Here is an 18234-nt window from a genome sequence, read left to right as displayed (position 1 = left end):
CGGGCGGTCACCGTACGCGGTGCTCCGGCGGCAGCGGCTGGTCGAAGAAGTCGTCCAGCGACAGGCTTGTCGCCGCGTTGACGAAGGCGCGGGCGGCGACCGAACCGGGGGTCGCCGCGTGGATGGCCACCGAGACCTGGGCGCCCGCGGCCGGTTCGACCAGCCGCAGCGCCCGCGTCCTGCCGACCACCGGCATCGCCCGCAGCCAGGTGTGGGGCACGATGCTCGCCCAGTCGCCGACGCCGACGTGCGCGTAGAGGGAGGCGATCGAGTCCGTCTCGACCTGCGGGGTCACCACGAACCCCTGGGCCGCGAAGACCGAGTCGATGATCTGCCGGATACGCATGTCGGGGGTCAGCAGCGCCAGCGGCAGCTGCGCGGCCTCCGCCCATGTCATCACCGAGGCCTGGGAGGTCAGCTGGTCGCCGGAGACCAGCAGCGTGTACCTCTCCTCGTACAGCGGGACGACCTGGAGGCCCTCCTGGTCGCCGGGATCGAACTGGGCGATGGCCACGTCCAGTTCGTAGTCGCGCAGCTGGCGGTGCAGCTCCTTGGTGGACAGCCGCGAGCGGACCTGCACCTTGGCCAGCGGGTGGGCGGCGCAGAACGCGGCGACGGGCAGCGCGAGGGTCGTGGAGGCGGTGGGGTCGGTGCCCAGCCGCAGTGTCCCGGTGATCCCGGACTGGACGGCGGCCACCTCGGCCTTGAACGCGTCCTGTTCGGCGAGGATCCGCTTGGCCCACACGACGAGCCGCTCGCCCTCGGGAGTGAGGCCCTGGTAGTTGTGGCCGCGGTTGATCAGCGTGACGTTCAGTTCCCGCTCCAGCTTGGCGATCGCCGCCGAGAGCGCGGGCTGCGACACGTAGCAGGCCTCCGCCGCCCGGGCGAAGTGCCTCTCCCTGGCCACCGCCACGAAGTACTCCAGCTGGCGGAACAGCATGCACGACTCCTCTCACCGGGGCCGGCCCAGCCTACCCAGCGCGCGCCGCCCCCGGCCCGCGCGAGTACCGCGGGCCGGGGGCCTGGCGTCAGGGGCGCAGGAGCCCCACCGCCGCGACGACGAGGGGGTCGAGGCCGTCCGCCCCGGCGTCGACGAACGCGTGGAGCCGGCTGCGCATGCGCGGGTCCCAGAACCGGTCGATGTGCCCGGCGACCGCCCTCGCGGCCTCCTCCCCCGGCAGGTGCCGGAGGTTCGCCGCGATGTCGTTGGCCATCCGGCGCTCCGGCGGGACGCCGGCGGTCACCGGTCCACCGCCGCGGCAGGCACGCCGTCCCCGGCGGGCTCCGCGCCGCGCGGCGCGAGGCCCACCTGCACCGCGGTCACCTTGTACTCCGGGCAGTTGGTCGCCCAGTCGGAGTTCTCGGTGGTCACCACGTTGGCCCCGGTCACGGGGTGGTGGAACGTGGTGTAGACGACGCCGGTGGGCATCCGGTCGGAGATCTCCGCGCGCAGCGTCGTCCGTCCGACGCGGCTGGCGAGCGTCACCATGTCGCCGTCGTTGATGCCCCGCACCTCCGCGTCGTGCGGGTGCAGTTCGAGTACGTCCTCGGGATGCCAGGCGACGTTCGCGGTCCGGCGGGTCTGGGCGCCGACGTTGTACTGGCTGAGGATGCGGCCCGTGGTCAGGACCAGCGGGAAGCGCCGGGTGCTGCGCTCGTTCGTCGGGACGAAGGAGGTGACGACGAACCTGCCCTTGCCGCGCACGAACTCGTCCACGTGCATGACGGGAGTCCCCTCGGGCGCCGACTCGTTGCACGGCCACTGCACGCTGCCGAGCTTGTCGAGCACCTCGAAGGAGACGCCGGTGAAGGTGGGCGTGACCGAGGCGATCTCGTCCATGATCCGGCCCGGGTGGTCGTAGGACATGGGGTGGCCCATCGCCGTGGCGATCTCGCTGACGATCTGCCACTCGTGCTTGCCGGTCTTCGGCTTCATCACCGCGCGCACCCGGTTGATCCGGCGCTCGGCGTTGGTGAACGTGCCGTCCTTCTCCAGGAAGGAGGCGCCGGGCAGGAAGACGTGCGCGAACTTGGCCGTCTCGTTGAGGAACAGATCCTGGACGACGACCAGTTCCATCGCCCGCAACGCGGCGGTGACGTGCTTGAGGTTCGGGTCGGACTGGGCGATGTCCTCGCCGTGGACGAAGAGCCCCCGGAACGTCCCGTCGATCGCGGCGTCGAACATGTTGGGGATGCGCAGCCCCGGTTCGGCCAGGATCGTGCCACCCCACAGGTTCTCGAAGACGGTGCGTACGGCGTCGTCGGAGACGTGTCGGTAGCCGGGCAGTTCGTGCGGGAAGGAGCCCATGTCGCACGAGCCCTGCACGTTGTTCTGGCCGCGCAGCGGGTTCACGCCGACGCCGTCGCGGCCGATGTTGCCGCACGCCATCGCGAGGTTGGCCATTCCCATGACCATGGTGGAGCCCTGGCTGTGCTCGGTGACACCGAGGCCGTAGTAGATCGCCCCGTTGGGCGCCTGGGCGTACAGCCGGGCGGCGGCCCGCAGTTCACCGGCCGGGACGCCGGTGACCGGCTCCACGGCCTCGGGGCTGTTCTCCGGCAGCGCGATGAACTCGGCCCACTCGTCGAAGCCTTCGCAGCGGCGGTCCACGAAGTCCCGGTCGACCAGCCCCTCGGTGACCACGACGTGCGCCATGGCGTTCACCACGGCGACATTGGTGCTCGGCCGCAGCTGGAGGTGGTGGCGCGCCTCGATGTGCGGCGAGCGCACCAGGTCGATCCGGCGGGGGTCGACGACGACGAGTTCCGCCCCGTCGCGCAGGCGCCGCTTCATCCGCGAGGCGAACACCGGGTGCCCGTCGGTGGGGTTGGCCCCGATCACCATGATGACGTCGGCCTGGGCCACGGAACGGAAGTCCTGGGTGCCGGCGGACTCGCCGAAGGTCTGCTTGAGCCCGTAGCCCGTCGGGGAGTGGCATACCCGGGCGCAGGTGTCCACGTTGTTGTTGCCGAAGGCCGCGCGGACCATCTTCTGGACGACGTAGACCTCCTCGTTGGTGCACCGCGAGGAGGTGATGGCGCCGACCGAGTTCGGCCCGTACGCCGCCTGGAGCTCGCGCATCCTGCGGGCGACCGTGCCGATCGCCTCGTCCCACTCGACCTCGCGCCAGGGGTCGGTGATGCGCTCCCGCACCATGGGCTTGAGCACCCGGTCGGGGTGCGTGGCGTAGCCGAACGCGAAGCGGCCCTTCACACAGGAGTGGCCCTCGTTGGCGCCGCCGTCCTTGTGCGGCACCATGCGCACGAGTTCGTCGCCGCGCAGCTCGGCCTTGAAGGAGCAGCCGACCCCGCAGTAGGCGCAGGTGGTCACCACGGACCGGGTCGGCATGCCGAGTTCGACGACCGACTTCTCCTGGAGGGTGGACGTCGGGCAGGCCTGGACGCAGGCCCCGCAGGAGACGCACTCGGAGTCCATGAAGCTCTCGCCGGCGCCCGCCGCCACCTTGGACTCGAAGCCGCGCCCCTCGATGGTCAGCGCGAACGTGCCCTGCACCTCGCCGCAGGCGCGTACGCAGCGGGAGCACGCGATGCACTTGGCCGGGTCGAAGTCGAAGTAGGGGTTGGACGTGTCCTTCTCGGCGTCGAGGTGGTTCTCGCCCTCGTAGCCGTACCTGACCTGCCGCAGTCCCACCACGCCCGCCATGTCCTGCAGTTCGCAGTCGCCGTTGGCGGGGCAGGTGAGGCAGTCCAGCGGATGGTCGGAGATGTACAGCTCCATGACGCCCTGGCGCAGCTTCTCCACCTTGGGCGTCTGCGTGCTGACCCGCATCCCGTCCGCGACCGGCGTGGTGCAGGACGCCGGGGTGCCGCGCCGGCCGTCGATCTCCACCACGCACAGCCGGCAGGAACCGAACGGCTCCAGGCTGTCGGTGGCGCACAGCTTGGGTATGTCGATGCCGGCGAGCGCGGCGGCGCGCATCACCGAGGTGCCCTCGGGGACGGTGACGGGCAGGCCGTCCACCTCCACCGAGACCGTGGCCGCCCCGGGCTTCTCCGGGGTGCCGAAGTCGGGTTCCTTGAGCAGTGTCATGCCGTGCCCTCCGTCCTGGCGCCGGTCGTGTGTACGGGTCGGATCTCCAGGACTCGGCGGCGAGCGAGGAAATCGTCGGGGAAGTGCGCGAGGGCGCTGCGCACGGGCATCGGCGTCAGTCCGCCCATGGCGCACAGCGAGCCCTCGGTCATCAGGTCGCAGAGGTCCTCCAGCAGCGCCAGGTTCTCCTCCCGGTGCTGCCCGGCCACGATCCTGTCGATCACCTCGACGCCGCGGACCGAACCGACGCGGCAGGGCGTGCACTTGCCGCACGACTCCTCGGCGCAGAACTCCATCGCGAACCGCGCCTGGGCCGCCATGTCGACGGAGTCGTCGAAGACCACGATGCCGCCGTGGCCGACCATGGCCCCGGCGGCGGCGAACGCCTCGTAGTCCATCGGGAGGTCGAACATCGACGTCGGCAGGTACGCGCCGAGCGGCCCGCCGACCTGCACGGTGCGCACGGGGCGCCCGGAGAAGGTGCCGCCGCCGTAGTCCTCGACGAGTTCGCGCAGGGTGACGCCGAACGCCGTCTCGACGATGCCGCCGTGCGCGACGTTGCCGCCGAGCTGGAAGACCTGGGTGCCGCGCGAGCGTTCCACGCCGAGGTCCTGGTAGGCGTCGGCGCCCTCGGCGAGGACGACGGGCACGGTGGCGAGGGTGAGCACGTTGTTCACCACGGTCGGTTTCCCGAACAGCCCCTCGACGGCCGGGATCGGGGGTTTCGCGCGGACGGTGCCGCGCTTGCCCTCCAGGCTCTCCAGCATGGAGGTCTCCTCGCCGCAGATGTACGCGCCGGCGCCGACGCGGACGTGCAGGTCGAAGTCAAGCGCGGAGCCGAGGATGCCTCGCCCGAGCCAGCCGTGCTCGCGCGCGATACCGATCGCGGCGCGCATCGTGGCCACGGCGTCGGGATACTCGGAGCGGATGTAGAGGTAGCCCTCGCTCGCGCCGACCGCGTGGGCGGCGATCGTCATGCCCTCGATGAGCATGAAGGGGTCGCCCTCCATGACCATGCGGTCGGCGAAGGTGCCGCTGTCCCCTTCGTCGGCGTTGCAGCAGACGAACTTCAGCTCGTCGGCGCACTCCAGCACGGTCTTCCACTTGATCCCGGCCGGGAAGCCGGCGCCGCCCCGGCCGCGCAGTCCGGAGCGGGTCACCTCGGCGACGACGTCGGCGGGGGCGAGTGCCAGCGCCGCGCGCAGTCCGGCGAGGCCGCCGTGGTCCAGGTAGTCGCGCGTGGACAGCGGGTCGGTCACGCCGACCCGGGCGAAGGTGACCCGTGTCTGGCGGGCCAGCCAGGGCAGTTCGTCCACGACGCCGAGCCGCAGCGGGTGGTCCGCGCCGTCCAGCAGACCGGCGGCGAGCAGGTCCGCCACGTCCTCGGGGGCCACCGGCCCGTAGCCGACCCGGCCGTCCGGGGTCGCCACCTCGACGAGGGGCTCCAGCCAGAGCATGCCGCGTGATCCGTTGCGTACGACGTCGATGTCCGGCCCGCCGTCCGGGGCGGCCTGCCGCAGGGCGTCGGCGACCTCGTCCGCGCCGACGGACCTGGCCGCCGAGTCGCGGGGGACGTAGACCGTCACGGCCGGGCGCCGTTCGCCGCGCGTGGCGGTGTCCTGGGTGACAGGGTCCGTGGAGCCCGTCGTCCCGCCGCCCGTCGAGTCCTTCATGATGAGACCGCCCCCTTGAGGATCGAGCCGAGCCGGGCCGTGCCCACGCGGCCGTGCAGCCGTCCGTCGACCTCCACGGCGGGCCCCAGCGCGCAGTTGCCGAGGCAGAAGACCTGCTCGACGGTGACCGAGCCGTCCGCGGCCGTCTCCCCCAGGGCCAGTCCGGCCTCGCGGACGTAGCCCACCAGGCGGTCGGCGCCCAGGGCCTGGCACGCCTCGGCGCGGCAGATGCGGACCGTCGTGCGGCCCGCCGGCTCGCGGCGGAAGTCGTGGTAGAAGGTCACCACCCCGTGGACGTCCGCCCGGGAGAGGTTGAGTTCCTCGGCGAGGACGGGGACCGCCTCCTGCGGCACATGCCCCAACTCGGCCTGTACGGCGTGCAGTACGGGCAGCAGCGAACCGCGCTGATCCCGGTGACCGGCCACGAGTCTGCGGACCACGCTCTCGACCGTCACATCACTCCCGCTGGTCGTCATGATCGCTTCGCCTTCCGTCTCCTGCGGATCCGCGGGGTCCGTGACCGACGAACAGAGCCGCTCTTCCCAGCGATGCTGGCGGGACATCGCGACCATACCCCATACAGACTTCTGTATACAGAAGCCCGACGAAGAAGGTTCACCCAGAGCCTCCAGGGGCCGATGTGGCTCCACTCCCCGGCCTTGAGCGCCGCTCAAGGCACTCGCCATCTTGCATACGAAAACCTGTATGCTCGCCCTGCCCGCCGACCGTGAGCGCACGGGCGGCCACCTCTGGCAGAGCCGCCGGCCCACCGGCCGTCGGCGGAACGGGGAACCATGCGCGAGGCCCTGTCGGCTGCGGCGTCCCGCCGCGTCGCCCGCCCGGCACCGCTGCGTCAGGCCGTCTACGACGCCCTGACCGAGCTGATCGTCAACGGCTCCCTCAAGCCCGGCCAGCACCTGGTCGAGGCCGAGCTGGCCGAGCACCTCGGCGTCAGCCGCCAGCCGGTGCGCGAGGCGCTGCAACGCCTCCAGACCAACGGCTGGGTCGATCTGCGCCCCTCCCAGGGCGCCTTCGTGCACTCCCCCACCGAGGAGGAGGCGGCCCAACTCCTCGGCGTACGCGCCGTGCTGGAGACGTACTCGGCCCAGCTCGCCGCCGAGAACGCGAAGCCCGAGGACGTCGAGCGCCTGTGGGAGCTCCACCAGGAGGGCGTCGACGCGCTCGCCGCCGGGGACGTCGACCGGCTGGTCGCCGCCAACACCGCGCTGCACGCCTGCCTCACCGCGGTCGCCGACAACGCCGTACTGGCCGACCTGATCTCCCAGGTGGGCCAGAAGGTGCGCTGGTACTACACGCCCATCGCGCGGCCCCGCGGCAAGGAGGCGTGGAACGAGCACGCCCAGCTCATCAAGGCCATCGCCAAGGGTGACGCGGACCGGGCTAGCGAGATCATGCGCAGGCACACCCAGCGCACCACCGACTTCTACCGCAAGCAGATCGCCGCCGGCCCGGAGCAGGACTGACCGCGCGTCCTCAGGACGGCGCGAGAGTGCCGACGGCCGGAGTGCGGGTGTCGGCCACCGCGTGGTCGTCGGCGGCGGTGCGCAGTTCGAGCAGCCAGGGCGTGACCGTGCGCACCACGATGTCCAGCCCACCGCCGTCCGGCCCGAGCATCGCGTCGGCGGGGACGAGGACCGGATCGGCGCACACGGTCGAGGTCGCGCTGCCGCGGGGCCCCGGCCCGCCGGGCCGGGCGGGGACGAACAGGTCGGGGGCGTGGGCCGGGACGGTCCACAGGGTCAGGCCGTCCGGCGCGGCCAGCGGCAGGGACGACCACACGTAGCTGTCGGCCTCGCCCGCCGCGACCACCCGCCGCTTGTGCGCGCGCAGGGCGACGACCTCGCCGGTGCGGACGGCCGTGGAGCCACCGGACCGCGACTCGCCCCGCGCAGTCGGCTGTTCGTCCCCGACCTCGGCCAGGGCGAGGCTGCTGAGGTGGCGTCCGGCGGCGATCTCACGGCGGAGCCACGGGCTGCCGTACGCCTCGACGACCGCGACGGCCGCGTAGTGGGACCGCAGCACGGCGGCGGTCGCCGGGCAGACGCGCGCGACCTCGGCCACCACCTCGGCGGCCTCCGGCAGCCCGCGCCCGCCGCCGCCCGACTCGGCGGAGACGGTGAGGCCGAGCAGCCCGGCCCGCCCCAGTTCCGTCACGGCGCCGCGGGGGAACCTCCCCTCGGCTCCGGTCCGGGCGGCACCGGGCGCTATGACGGTGCTGAGGACGTGGGTGAGCGTGGTGCGGTACGACACGGGGCGACCCCCTCGGGAGTGGTGTGCGGGTCCGCCGTCGGACGGCGGCCCGGTCGGGCGAGGCGTCAGACCCGAGGGTCGACCTCTTTCAGCAGGCCCGTCCTGACGTCGAAGACGAAGCCGCGTACGTCCTCGGTGTGCGGCAGGAACGGTGAGGTGCGCACGCGCTGCATGGACTGCCGTACGTCCTGCTCGACGTCGGCGAAGGCCTCCACCGCCCAGGCGGGGCGCTGGCCGACCTCCAGCTCCAGGTCGTGCCGGAAGCCCTCGGTGAGGGACTCCAGACCGCAGCCCGTGTGGTGGATGAGGACGACCGCCCGGGTGCCGAGGGCGCGCTGGCTGATCGTGAGGGAGCGGATCACGTCGTCGGTGACCACTCCGCCCGCGTTGCGGATCGTGTGGCAGTCGCCCAGTTCCAGGCCGAGCGCGGCGTGCAGGTCGAGGCGGGCGTCCATGCAGGCCACCACGGCCACGCCCAGCACCGGCCGGGCGCCCATGCCGGGGTCGGCGAAGCTCGCGGCGTAGACCCTGTTGGCCTCCACGAGCCGCTCCGTGACCGGCACGTCGTCGACGGCGGTCCCGGCGGTTCGCGTGGGGCGGTGCGCTGAAGTCGACATGGTGGGTTACCTCACTCGGGTCGGATCGGAACCGCGTCACCGTCGAACGGAGAGCAAACTGCATACAGTATGGAGTAGTCAGTATTCTGGAGCGGGTGGGCGGTGTTGTCCAGAGGTCCGCCGCGGTTTCCGCGGGCGCGGGCGAGCGGGCGGTGCGACGCGGGCGCCCCGAGGGCGCTTCAGCCCCCGCACAGACCGGAAGGCCGCCCGGCGCGGGCGGCCTTCCGGCGGACGACGCCGACGGGGCGACGAGTACTCCCTAGGCGGGGAACCGGCCGCAGAGATAGTTGCCGGGTTCCGTCGGCTCGTCGCTGATCCAGTACTGGCGCCACAGCGACGCGAACCGCTCGCGGCCGAGGTGGCCCTCGCCCTGCGGATCGAGCAGGTCGAAGACGCCGGTCAGGTCCATGGGCCGCCCCGTCCAGGTCTCGACCAGCGCGCGGTGCTCCTGGGGGGAGATACGGCCGTCACCGTCGGCGTCCACGACATCGAAGAGGGTGTCGGCGGTCGCCGTGACGGCGTCGGCCATGGCCGGCAGCCGGTCGACGAGGGCGAGCATCTCGCCGAGATCGACGGAGCCGTCCCCGTTGGCGTCCCCGGCCATCAGGAGCGCCGCCCACCAGCCCATGAGCAGCGTCTCCACCCGGCCGCGCAGCTGCGTGCCGGGCTCCACCCCCGGCAGTCGGCTCCAGCGGGCGACCAGCTCCGTGAAATCGCCCTCGCGCAGAAAGCCGTCACCGTCCGCGTCGAACGCCGCGAACATCCCCCGCAACTTGCGCTCCTGGAACGTACTGGCCATGAGCGGCCTCCCCTCGACACCGGACCGGACGGCGGATCCGCCTGCCGCGGCCGCCGCCGTGTGCCTTCCCCAGCCGCCCCCACAGCGCGCCTCGGCCACCTCGGGCACATCTGCGCGAAAGGTCACCTCGGCCTGCCCGTCGCGGAGATCCATCGCGCCCGCCGCACCGGCAGCGCAGGAAATATGCGCCGCCGAAGTGAGAAATACGGCCCCAGGGCACGACACGACGCTCCGAAAGTCGTACTTGCCGCGCCCCCAAGCGCACATCATGCTAGGCTCAATCTCAGTTGCAGTTGTGGTTCCCGTAAACTTCAAGTGCCTTGGACGACATATCGTCGTCGGGCACTTTTGTATTTCCGGTGCTGTTTTTCCGGACGGGGTTCATTACGGCGACGCCGGGGTCCACACAGTGCGGGCCCCTGGGCACAGCCCCGAAGGAGAATTAGACATGGCTACTGGCACCGTTAAGTGGTTCAACGCGGAAAAGGGCTTCGGCTTCATCGAGCAGGAGGGTGGCGGCCCGGACGTCTTCGCCCACTACTCGAACATCGCCGCCCAGGGCTTCCGCGAGCTCCAGGAAGGCCAGAAGGTGAACTTCGACGTCACGCAGGGCCAGAAGGGCCCCCAGGCGGAGAACATCACTCCCGCCTGACGCTGACAGCGCACTAGACAGCTGGGGCCCGCACCTCGCGGTGCGGGCCCCAGCTTGTCGCTTTCCCGGGTGTCCCGCCGATGTACGCAGGGTGAACCGCGTACCTCCGGGCCCCGGGCACGGGGCCGCGGACGCGGGCCGGTCGTCCATTCCAGTGGATTTCCGGCCCTCTTCCGCCGGCCCCTCCGTCTTCCCGCGCCGGGCGACCGGCCGGGTTTTATTTGCATTCGGCTCGTTCTTGCAATTCGTTCGGCCCACGGCTGCCGAGAATTCCTCGATACGTGCCATATCGAGGAAGGTTCTCCATGAACCGTTCAGCTCGCACGAACGACCGTTACTCCGGAAAGCGTAAAGACGGCTTCGCCGGTTCCGACCGGGGTGCCCGCTTCCGCCCGCAGGGCCAGGGGCGTCCCGTCACCCGTCCGGACGGCTCCGGGCGCCGCCCCTCCGCACCGCAGGGTGAGTTCGCGCCGCCGGTAACCGTCACGCCCGCTCTCCCCGCCGTCACGGCGTTCGGGGAACTCGATCTTCCCGCCGAGCTGCTCGGGAAGCTCACCGAGCTGGGCATGCACGAGCCGTTCCCCATCCAGGCCGCCACGCTGCCGAACTCCCTCGCGGGCCGTGACGTGCTCGGCCGCGGGCGCACCGGGTCCGGCAAGACGCTCGCGTTCGGCCTCGCCCTCCTCGCCCGTACGGCCGGTCAGCGCGCCGAGGCCCGCAAGCCGCTGGCCCTCGTGCTCGTCCCCACGCGCGAGCTGGCCCAGCAGGTCACCGACGCGCTCACGCCCTTCGCCCGGCTGCTGAAGCTGCGGCTCACCACCGTCGTCGGCGGGATGTCGATCGGACGCCAGGCCAGTGCGCTGCGCTCGGGCGCCGAGGTCGTCGTCGCGACCCCCGGCCGCCTCACCGACCTCATCGAGCGCAAGGACTGCCGTCTGGACCGGGTGAGCATCACCGTCCTGGACGAGGCGGACCAGATGGCCGACATGGGCTTCATGCCGCAGGTCACCGAGCTGCTCGACCAGGTCCGCCCGGACGGCCAGCGCATGCTGTTCTCCGCGACGCTGGACCGCAACATCGACCTGCTGGTCCGTCGCTACCTGAACGACCCGGTCGTCCACTCGGTCGACCCGTCGGCGGGCGCGGTCACCACGATGGAGCACCACGTGCTGCACGTGCACGGCACCGACAAGTACGCCACGGCCACCGAGATCGCCGCCCGTGACGGGCGCGTCCTCATGTTCCTCGACACCAAGCACGCGGTCGACCAGTTCACCCGGCACCTGCTGAGCAGCGGGGTGAAGGCCGCGGCGCTGCACGGCGGCAAGTCGCAGCCCCAACGCACCCGTACGCTCGCCCAGTTCAAGTCCGGTGGCGTCTCGGTGCTGGTCGCGACCAACGTCGCGGCGCGCGGCATCCACGTCGACGACCTCGACCTCGTGGTGAACGTGGACCCGCCGGCCGACCACAAGGACTACCTGCACCGCGGCGGCCGTACCGCCCGCGCCGGGGAGTCCGGCAGCGTCGTCACGCTGGTGACGCCCAACCAGCGCCGTGACATGAGCCGCCTGATGTCCGTGGCGGGCATCCGGCCGCAGGTCACCCAAGTGCGGTCAGGCGAGGCCGAGTTGAGCCGGATCACCGGGGCGCAGACGCCGTCCGGGGTGCCGGTCGGCGGCGCCCCGGTCATCGAGCGTCCGAAGCGGGGCGGCACCCCGTTCCGCGGCATGGGCACCCGCCCGGGCCGCGTCGGCGGCGAGTCCCGCCGGGCCACCGAGGCCCGCCAGACCGCCGAGGCCCGCAAGGCCGCCCGGATCCGCCGGGGCGTCTAGCCGCCGCGGGGTGGCGCGTCAGGCGGGCCCCGCGGGACCGCCCGGGGAGATCAGCCCCGTCTCGTAGGCGAGGACGACGGCCTGGACGCGGTCGCGGAGGCCGAGCTTGGACAGGATGCGGCCCACGTGTGTCTTGACCGTCGTCGGGCTGAGGAACAGCCGCTCCGCGAGCTCCGCGTTGCTCAGCCCCGTCGCCAGCAGGCGCAGCACCTCCAGTTCGCGCGGGGTCAGTTCGGACAGGTCGCTGTGGACGCCGGGCGTCGGCGCCTCCTCCCGGTGGGCGAAGCGTTCGATGAGCCGGCGGGTGATGGCGGGCGCGAGCAGGGCGTCCCCGGACCGCACCAGGCGTACGGCGGCCACCAGATGCTCCGGGGTGACGTCCTTGAGCAGGAACCCGCTCGCGCCCGCGGTCAGCGCCGCGTAGACGTAGTGGTCCAGGTCGTACGTGGTGAGGATGACGACCCGGGTCCCCGCCAGGCCCGCGTCGCCCAGGATGTGCCGGGTGGCCTCGATGCCGTCCATGTTCGGCATCCGGATGTCCATGAGGACGACGTCGGGCCGGGTGCGGCGGACGGCGGCGACGGCCTCGGCCCCGTCCGCCGCCTCGGCCGTCACCTCGATGCCGTCGGCGGCCAGGATCATCCCGAAGCCCGTGCGGACCAGGGCCTGGTCGTCCGCGATGACCGCGCGCAGCGCCGGCTCGTTCACGCGGTCCGCCACGGCACCCGGGCCTTGATCCGGTAGCCGCCGGCGAGGGTCGGGCCGGCGGTGAGGTCGCCGCCGTAGACCGCCAGGCGCTCACGCAGTCCGATCAGCCCGCGGCCGTTGCCGTCCACCGGCGGACGGTCGTGTGCCCCGCCGGTGTCGACGACCTCGATCTCCAGGCGGTCGTCGGTGTAGCCGATCACGACCGACGCCTCGGCGCCCGCCGCGTGCTTGAGCGTGTTCGTCAGCGCCTCCTGCACCACCCGGTACGCCGTGAGGTCCACGCCGGGCGGCAGGGGGTCCGGGGGCAGCGAGACCGCGACGCCGACCGGTGTCCCGGCCGCGCGGACCCGCACGACCAGGGCGTCGAGCCGGGCCAGACCGGGCTGCGGTTCGAGGCCGTCGGCGGGGGTCTCGGCGCGGCCCGCGTCGGGTCCGGCGAGCAGGCCCATCACGTGCCGCAGTTCCGCCATGGCGGCCCGGCCGCCGGCCTCGACCGCCAGCAGCGCCTCCTTCGAGCGCTCCGGCGCGGCGTCCATCACCGTACGGGCCGCGCCCGCCTGAATGACCATCACGCTCACATTGTGGGTGACGACGTCGTGGAGTTCGGCGGCGATCCGGGCGCGTTCCTCCTCCACCGCCCGGCGCATGGCCTCCTCCTGTCCCTGCTGCAACGCGGTGAAGCGTTCCCGGCTGGCGGCGAGCCGGCTCTGCCAGAAGCGGACCAGACCGGCCAGCACCCCCGCGACCAGCAGCACGACCGCGGGGCTCGACCATCCCGGAAGCATGGGTTCCGTCTCCCGGAACGCGAAGGCCGCGAGGACGGCGGCCACGATCAGCCCGACCGTCGCGCGCGCCCGGTGGCGGCTGTGGACGACCGCGCCGTAGGCCGCGATGACGCAGGTCAGCACGTTGATCCAGGAGGCGTCGTCCCCGATGACCAGCGCGGCGCCGAGCACCACCGCGAACACGGCCAGCGGACGGCGGCGCATCGCCGCCAGCGGCAGCGCCGACAGCACGACCAGCGCCCAGTGCGCGGTGGGGGGCCGCTCCTCCAGCAGCGGCCCTCCGGGGGCCGGGGGCAGGGCCGGCTCAGGAGGGACCGGAGGCATCGGGCCGTAAGCGCCGCCAGGCCCGACCCGTACCGGTCCGTCGCCGGGGTAACGCGCCGCCACGTACAGGGCGATGACGGTCAGTACGACCGCCAGCGCCACGTCCGCGTAGACGGCGCGCCTCGGCGGCGGGGGCGGCTGCCCCTCCGGTGCGAGCGCGTCCCGCAGTCGTCGCCGCCACGCCCGCCGGCCGTCCGTCTCCATCCGGTCATTGTGGAGCCCGCTCCCCCGGCGCCGCGTCCGCCTGTGCGACCGGACCTCCGTACCCGGGGAGTACGCCGCAGGGAGGACCCCGCGCCGGGTCCTCCGCGGGGAGGGCCGGATGTCGGTGCCGCGGCCGACGCGCCCCCGGCCGTCCGGCCCCTACGTTCGCCTGGCCGGCACCGCACGTCCCGAACCGACCGATCCGAAGGACGGACCACTCCCATGACCCAGGTGATCCAGCTGGAGGGCGCCGCCAAGCGCTACGACAGCGCCGGCGCACCCGTGCTCGGCCCGCTCACGCTCTCCGTGGACCGGGGCGAGGCACTCGCCGTGACCGGCCCCTCCGGCAGCGGCAAGTCCACGCTGCTGAACCTCGTCGCGGGCCTGGACCAGCCGACCGCGGGCACGGTGACCGTGGCCGGGCGGCGGATCGACGGGCTCGGCGAGCACGCGCTGGCCCGCTTCCGGCGCGAACACGTCGGCATGGTCTTCCAGTTCTTCAACCTCCTCGACGACCTCACCGTCGCCGACAACATCCAGCTTCCCGCCCAGCTCACCGGAACCTCCCGGCGGACGGCGGCGGCCCGGGCCGCGGAACTCATGGAGCTGCTCCACATCCACCAGCACGCCCGCGCCTACCCGGGACGGCTCTCCGGCGGCGAGCGCCAGCGGGTCGCGGTGGCCCGGGCACTGGTGAACCGGCCCGCGCTGCTCCTCGCCGACGAGCCGACCGGCGCGCTGGACACCGCCTCGGGACAGGACGTACGGGACCTGCTGGTGGACCTGCACCGAGGCGGCCAGACCGTCGTCCTGGTCACGCACGACCTCGCGCTCGCCGAGGCCTGCGCGAGCCGCACGATCCACCTGGTCGACGGGCACCTCGCCCTCGACTCGCGGGCGGAGGCGGTCCGTTGAGCCCCCTCGGCACCGGCGCGCTCGGCCGCGTCGTACGGTCCGGCGTGGGCCGGCGGCGCGTGCAGACGGTGGTCGTCGCGGTCGCCACGATGATGGCGGTGGCCTCGGCCGTGGTCGCCGGCTCGCTCATGGTCGCCGCCCACGCGCCCTTCGACCGGGCCTTCGCCCGACAGCACGGCGCACACCTGACCGCGCATTTCGACCCGGGGAAGGCGAGCGCGGACCGGGTAGCGGCCACCGCACGGCAGGAGGGCGTCGGCGCGAGCGCGGGACCGTACCCCGCCACGACGGTCAGCCCGGTGGACGAGGGCGGCGGTCATCTGCCGCGCCTCACCCTGGTCGGGCGGTCCGCGCCGCACGCCGACGTGGACGATCTGGACCTGACGTCGGGCCGCTGGGCGGCCGGGCCCGGCGAGATCGTGCTCTCCGCGTCCTTCGCCGGCCCCGCCTTCAGACTCGGCACCGTGCTGCGCGCCTCGGACGCGGCGGACGGCAGGGCGCTGACCGTCGTCGGCCTTGCCGTGTCGACGAGCAGGACCGCCGACGCCTGGGCAACTCCCGCTCAGGTCGAGGCACTTGCCTCGGCGGACAACCCGCTCACCCGTCAGATGCTCTACCGGCTGGACTCCGCGGGCACGAGCGCGGACCTCACCGCCGGGCTGAAGCGGATCGCCGCCGCCGTGCCGTCCGGGGCGCTGCTGGGCAGCCAGTCCTACCTGGACACCAAGCGGGAGAGCGACCGGGGCGCGGCGCCGACCATCCCCTTCCTCGTCGCCTTCGGTGTACTCGGCATCGTCATGTCGGTGATCATCGTCGGCAGTGTCATCGGCGGCGCCGTCGGCACCGGCCTGCGCAGGATCGGCATCCTCAAGGCGATCGGTTTCACACCGCGCGAGGTGGTGCGCGCCTATGTCGCGCAGGCGCTGATCCCGGCGAGCGCGGGTATCGCCCTCGGGGTGGTGCTGGGCAACCTGCTGGCCGTGCCGCTGCTTCAGGACACCGAGCAGGCGTACGGCGGCGCCTCGCTGTCGGTGGCGTGGTGGGTGGACGTCGTGGTTCCGGCGGCGGCGCTGCTGGTCGTCGCGCTCGCGGCGCTGGTGCCGGCGCTGCGGGCCGGGCGGCTGCGGACGGTCGAGGCCATCGCGGTCGGCCGGGCGCCCAGGACCGGACGCGGCCGGTGGGCCCACCGGGCGGCGGGGCGGCTCCCGTTGCCGCGGGCCGTGACCTACGGTCTCGCCGCCCCCTTCACGCACCCGGTCCGCGCGGCGGCGCTGCTGCTGGCGGTGTCCTTCGGGACGGTCGCCGCGACGTTCGCGGTCGGACTCACCGCGTCGCTCAACGCGGTCGGCGACGCGCAGGACCCCGAGGACCGGGTCGCGGTCACCGTGATCACCGGCGGCGGCGCGCCCCGCGACGGGAGTGGGCCCGTCCGCAGGGAGAAGGACGGGACGCCGGGGCCGGCCGCGGACCCGGCGCGGGTACGTGCCGCCGTCGAGGCGCAGCCCGGCACGGCCTCCGCGTACGGCACGAGCGAGGTGGACGTGAGCGCGACCGGTCTCGCCGGCCCGACGCGGGCCACCCTCTACGAGGGCGACTCCGGGGACGCGGGCTACGAGATGATCTCCGGGCACTGGATCGAGCGCGCCGGGCAGATCGTCGTGCCCACGCGTTTCCTGGAGAAGACCGCGACCGCAGTCGGTGACTCGGTGCGGGTGACGTACGCCGGGCGGACGCGGGCGCTGCGGATCGTCGGCGAGGTCTTCGACACGTCGGACGGCGGTCTGCGCGTCCACGCGCGGATGGCCGACTTCGCCGGCGCCGAGCCCCAGGTGTACCAGGTCGACGTGAAGCCGGGCGTCGTCCCCGCCGAGTACGCCGCGAAGCTGGCCGCGGTGGTACGTCCGCTGGGCGGCGACGCGATCGCCGGCACCCCCTCGGAGCGGGAGAACATGATCCTGCTCCTGGAGGCGATGGCGGGCCTGCTCACCCTCATGCTGGTCTCGGTGGCCGGCCTCGGGGTGCTCAACTCCGTCGTCATCGACACCCGGGAACGCGTCCACGACCTCGGTGTCTGCAAGGCGCTCGGCATGTCGCCGCGGCAGACCGTGGGGCTCGTCCTCGCCTCGGTGGGCGTGATCGGCGTGCTGGGCGCCCTGCTCGGCGTACCGGCCGGACTCGCGCTGCACGGCCATGTCCTGCCGGTGATGGGACGCGCCGCGGGCACCGGACTCCCGCCGTCGGTCCTCGACGTCTACGCGCCCTGGCACCTGGCCCTGCTGGGCCTGGCCGGTCTCGCGATCGCCCTCCTCGGCGCGCTGCTCCCGGCGGGCTGGGCGGCCCGGACCCGTACGGCGACGGCACTGCGCACGGAGTAGGCGTGGGCGGTGGTCGCCGGGGCCCGGTGCGGTGCCGCCCGGTCCGTGCCGACGTCAACTACCCGTCGAGCTCAGAGATTTGGCCGTCGCACTCGGCACCCGGGTCAGGCGGCCGGGGTGGCCTGGGCGATGAGCCGCTGGAGGTGCAGGCCGCGCCGGGCGTCGAGTTCCGGGCTCCTGCCGGTGCGCACGGCCACGGCGAAGTCGCGGCGCAGCACGGGCCAGCACTCCTCGTGGTCCAGTTCGGCGGTGTCGTAGACGAGTTCGGGGTGCGGGCCGAAGAGTTCGACGCGGGTGACGGCGTGCGGGAGGTTCACCGAGCCGGACAGGGAGGCCTGGCTGATCGCGCCGTTGACGTGTTCGCAGGTCAGCTCGATCCAGCGGCGCGGGTCCCCCGTCCCGCGGACGTGGGCGATGGGTCCGACGGCGGCGTCCAGCAGGTCCAGGAGGTGCGGGCCGAGGTCGAGCAGGGCGCCGTGCTCAAGGCGCCAGGTCGTGGCGAAGTCGCCGCCCAGGAAGGCGCCGTGGAGGTAGCAGGAGCGTGCCCCGGCGACGTCGAGTCGCCGGGCGGCGTCGACGAAGGCACGGGTGACCGGGTGGTACCGCTTGGTCAGCACGAGCTGGGAGACGACGCCGGCCTCGTCCACCGCGTCGGCCAGCCGCTCGGCGGAGGAGAGGTCCGGGCCGAGGGGCTTCTCCAGGAGCAGGGCCTTGCCCGCCTTGGCCGCGCGCGGGGCGAGTTCGGCCTGGACGGCGGGCGGCACCGCGAAGGCGACGGCCTCGCAGCTGTCGAGCAGTTCCTCGAACGTGGCGACGGCACGGGCGCCGTACGGTGCGGCGGTCTCGCGTGCGGCGTCCGGGCGGCGCGCCCAGACCGCGGCGAGGCGGGTCTCGGGGCCGGTGGCGAGCGTGCGGGCGTGCATGGCGCGGGCCCACGGCCCGGCTCCGACGAGGCCGACCTCGACCGGGCGGTCGGTCCAGGCTGCTGGTGCGGCGGTCACGGGGGGTGTCCTGTCTGTGCGGGCGCC

Annotated in this window: 16 protein-coding genes; 5 read left to right on the top strand and 11 right to left on the bottom strand. The window is 73.2% G+C overall.

What is annotated here, in order from left to right:
• Positions 1-7 precede the first annotated feature (7 nt).
• The 5 genes from ACZ4VA_RS27680 to ACZ4VA_RS27660 form a co-directional block, all read right to left on the bottom strand.
• Positions 8-940 carry a LysR family transcriptional regulator gene (locus tag ACZ4VA_RS27680; protein ID WP_355794333.1) on the bottom strand — a complete coding sequence of 311 codons (933 nt, stop codon included), beginning with the start codon at positions 938-940 and terminating at the stop codon, positions 8-10.
• 88 nt (positions 941-1028) lie between these two features.
• On the bottom strand, positions 1029-1214 hold the full coding sequence (locus ACZ4VA_RS27675; protein WP_356171491.1) for a formate dehydrogenase subunit delta: 186 nt from the start codon (positions 1212-1214) through the stop codon (positions 1029-1031).
• Between the two features lie 26 nt (positions 1215-1240).
• Positions 1241-4051, bottom strand: a complete 2811-nt coding sequence (fdhF, locus tag ACZ4VA_RS27670; RefSeq protein WP_389391648.1) for a formate dehydrogenase subunit alpha — start codon at positions 4049-4051, stop codon at positions 1241-1243.
• Positions 4048-5724 (bottom strand): formate dehydrogenase beta subunit, encoded by a 1677-nt coding sequence (locus ACZ4VA_RS27665; protein ID WP_356237887.1) that lies wholly within the window; start codon positions 5722-5724, stop codon positions 4048-4050. Before ACZ4VA_RS27665 ends, fdhF begins: the two co-directional genes overlap by 4 nt.
• Positions 5721-6200, bottom strand: coding sequence for a formate dehydrogenase subunit gamma (locus ACZ4VA_RS27660; RefSeq protein WP_355785017.1), 480 nt, complete (start codon positions 6198-6200; stop codon positions 5721-5723). The genes ACZ4VA_RS27665 and ACZ4VA_RS27660 overlap by 4 nt, the downstream gene beginning before the upstream one ends.
• A 318-nt stretch (positions 6201-6518) precedes the next feature.
• Here ACZ4VA_RS27660 and ACZ4VA_RS27655 point away from each other — a divergent pair, with 318 nt between their 5' ends.
• A complete protein-coding gene (locus tag ACZ4VA_RS27655; protein WP_356171481.1) occupies positions 6519-7208 on the top strand; it encodes a GntR family transcriptional regulator in 690 nt (229 codons plus the stop codon).
• Between the two features lie 10 nt (positions 7209-7218).
• On the opposite strand, the gene ACZ4VA_RS27650 is transcribed toward ACZ4VA_RS27655, so the two are convergent.
• The 3 genes from ACZ4VA_RS27650 to ACZ4VA_RS27640 all read right to left on the bottom strand — a co-directional run bounded on the left by ACZ4VA_RS27650 (position 7219) and on the right by ACZ4VA_RS27640 (position 9411).
• On the bottom strand, positions 7219-7995 hold the full coding sequence (locus ACZ4VA_RS27650; protein ID WP_468082844.1) for an acyl-CoA dehydrogenase family protein: 777 nt from the start codon (positions 7993-7995) through the stop codon (positions 7219-7221).
• A gap of 65 nt (positions 7996-8060) precedes the next feature.
• Positions 8061-8612, bottom strand: coding sequence for a beta-class carbonic anhydrase (locus tag ACZ4VA_RS27645; protein WP_388902859.1), 552 nt, complete (start codon positions 8610-8612; stop codon positions 8061-8063).
• A 259-nt stretch (positions 8613-8871) separates the two neighbouring features.
• Positions 8872-9411 (bottom strand): EF-hand domain-containing protein, encoded by a 540-nt coding sequence (locus ACZ4VA_RS27640; RefSeq protein ID WP_356171473.1) that lies wholly within the window; start codon positions 9409-9411, stop codon positions 8872-8874.
• Positions 9412-9859: 448 nt separating this feature from the next.
• Here ACZ4VA_RS27640 and ACZ4VA_RS27635 point away from each other — a divergent pair, with 448 nt between their 5' ends.
• Both ACZ4VA_RS27635 and ACZ4VA_RS27630 read left to right on the top strand, forming a co-directional pair.
• Positions 9860-10063: a cold-shock protein gene (locus ACZ4VA_RS27635; RefSeq protein ID WP_100580096.1), complete on the top strand. Its 204-nt coding sequence runs from the start codon at positions 9860-9862 to the stop codon at positions 10061-10063.
• A 305-nt stretch (positions 10064-10368) separates the two neighbouring features.
• Complete coding sequence (locus tag ACZ4VA_RS27630; RefSeq protein ID WP_388902862.1) at positions 10369-11895, top strand: DEAD/DEAH box helicase; 1527 nt, start codon at positions 10369-10371, stop codon at positions 11893-11895.
• An 18-nt stretch (positions 11896-11913) separates the two neighbouring features.
• Here ACZ4VA_RS27630 and ACZ4VA_RS27625 read toward each other — a convergent pair whose 3' ends face one another.
• Together ACZ4VA_RS27625 and ACZ4VA_RS27620 are read right to left on the bottom strand one after the other, a co-directional pair.
• Positions 11914-12615, bottom strand: a complete 702-nt coding sequence (locus ACZ4VA_RS27625; protein WP_356171466.1) for a response regulator transcription factor — start codon at positions 12613-12615, stop codon at positions 11914-11916.
• Positions 12600-13916 (bottom strand): sensor histidine kinase, encoded by a 1317-nt coding sequence (locus ACZ4VA_RS27620; RefSeq protein ID WP_468082841.1) that lies wholly within the window; start codon positions 13914-13916, stop codon positions 12600-12602. Before ACZ4VA_RS27620 ends, ACZ4VA_RS27625 begins: the two co-directional genes overlap by 16 nt.
• A gap of 222 nt (positions 13917-14138) precedes the next feature.
• Between ACZ4VA_RS27620 and ACZ4VA_RS27615 the strand changes: the two genes are divergently transcribed.
• Both ACZ4VA_RS27615 and ACZ4VA_RS27610 read left to right on the top strand, forming a co-directional pair.
• The gene (locus tag ACZ4VA_RS27615) at positions 14139-14831 is read left to right on the top strand and encodes an ABC transporter ATP-binding protein (RefSeq protein ID WP_389391652.1); all 693 of its coding nucleotides are present in this window, start codon (positions 14139-14141) and stop codon (positions 14829-14831) included.
• Entirely contained in the window at positions 14828-17206 is a 2379-nt protein-coding gene (locus ACZ4VA_RS27610; protein ID WP_356171460.1) for an FtsX-like permease family protein, read from the top strand. The genes ACZ4VA_RS27615 and ACZ4VA_RS27610 overlap by 4 nt, the downstream gene beginning before the upstream one ends.
• Positions 17207-17310: 104 nt before the next feature.
• Here the strand turns inward: ACZ4VA_RS27610 and ACZ4VA_RS27605 are convergent, their stop codons facing one another.
• Positions 17311-18207: a Gfo/Idh/MocA family protein gene (locus ACZ4VA_RS27605; RefSeq protein ID WP_468082838.1), complete on the bottom strand. Its 897-nt coding sequence runs from the start codon at positions 18205-18207 to the stop codon at positions 17311-17313.
• Positions 18208-18234 lie beyond the last annotated feature (27 nt).

Source organism: Streptomyces sp. NPDC028308, from assembly GCF_055565855.1.
Note: the sequence above shows the minus strand (reverse complement) of the source record. Positions and strands in the feature narration are given on the sequence as shown.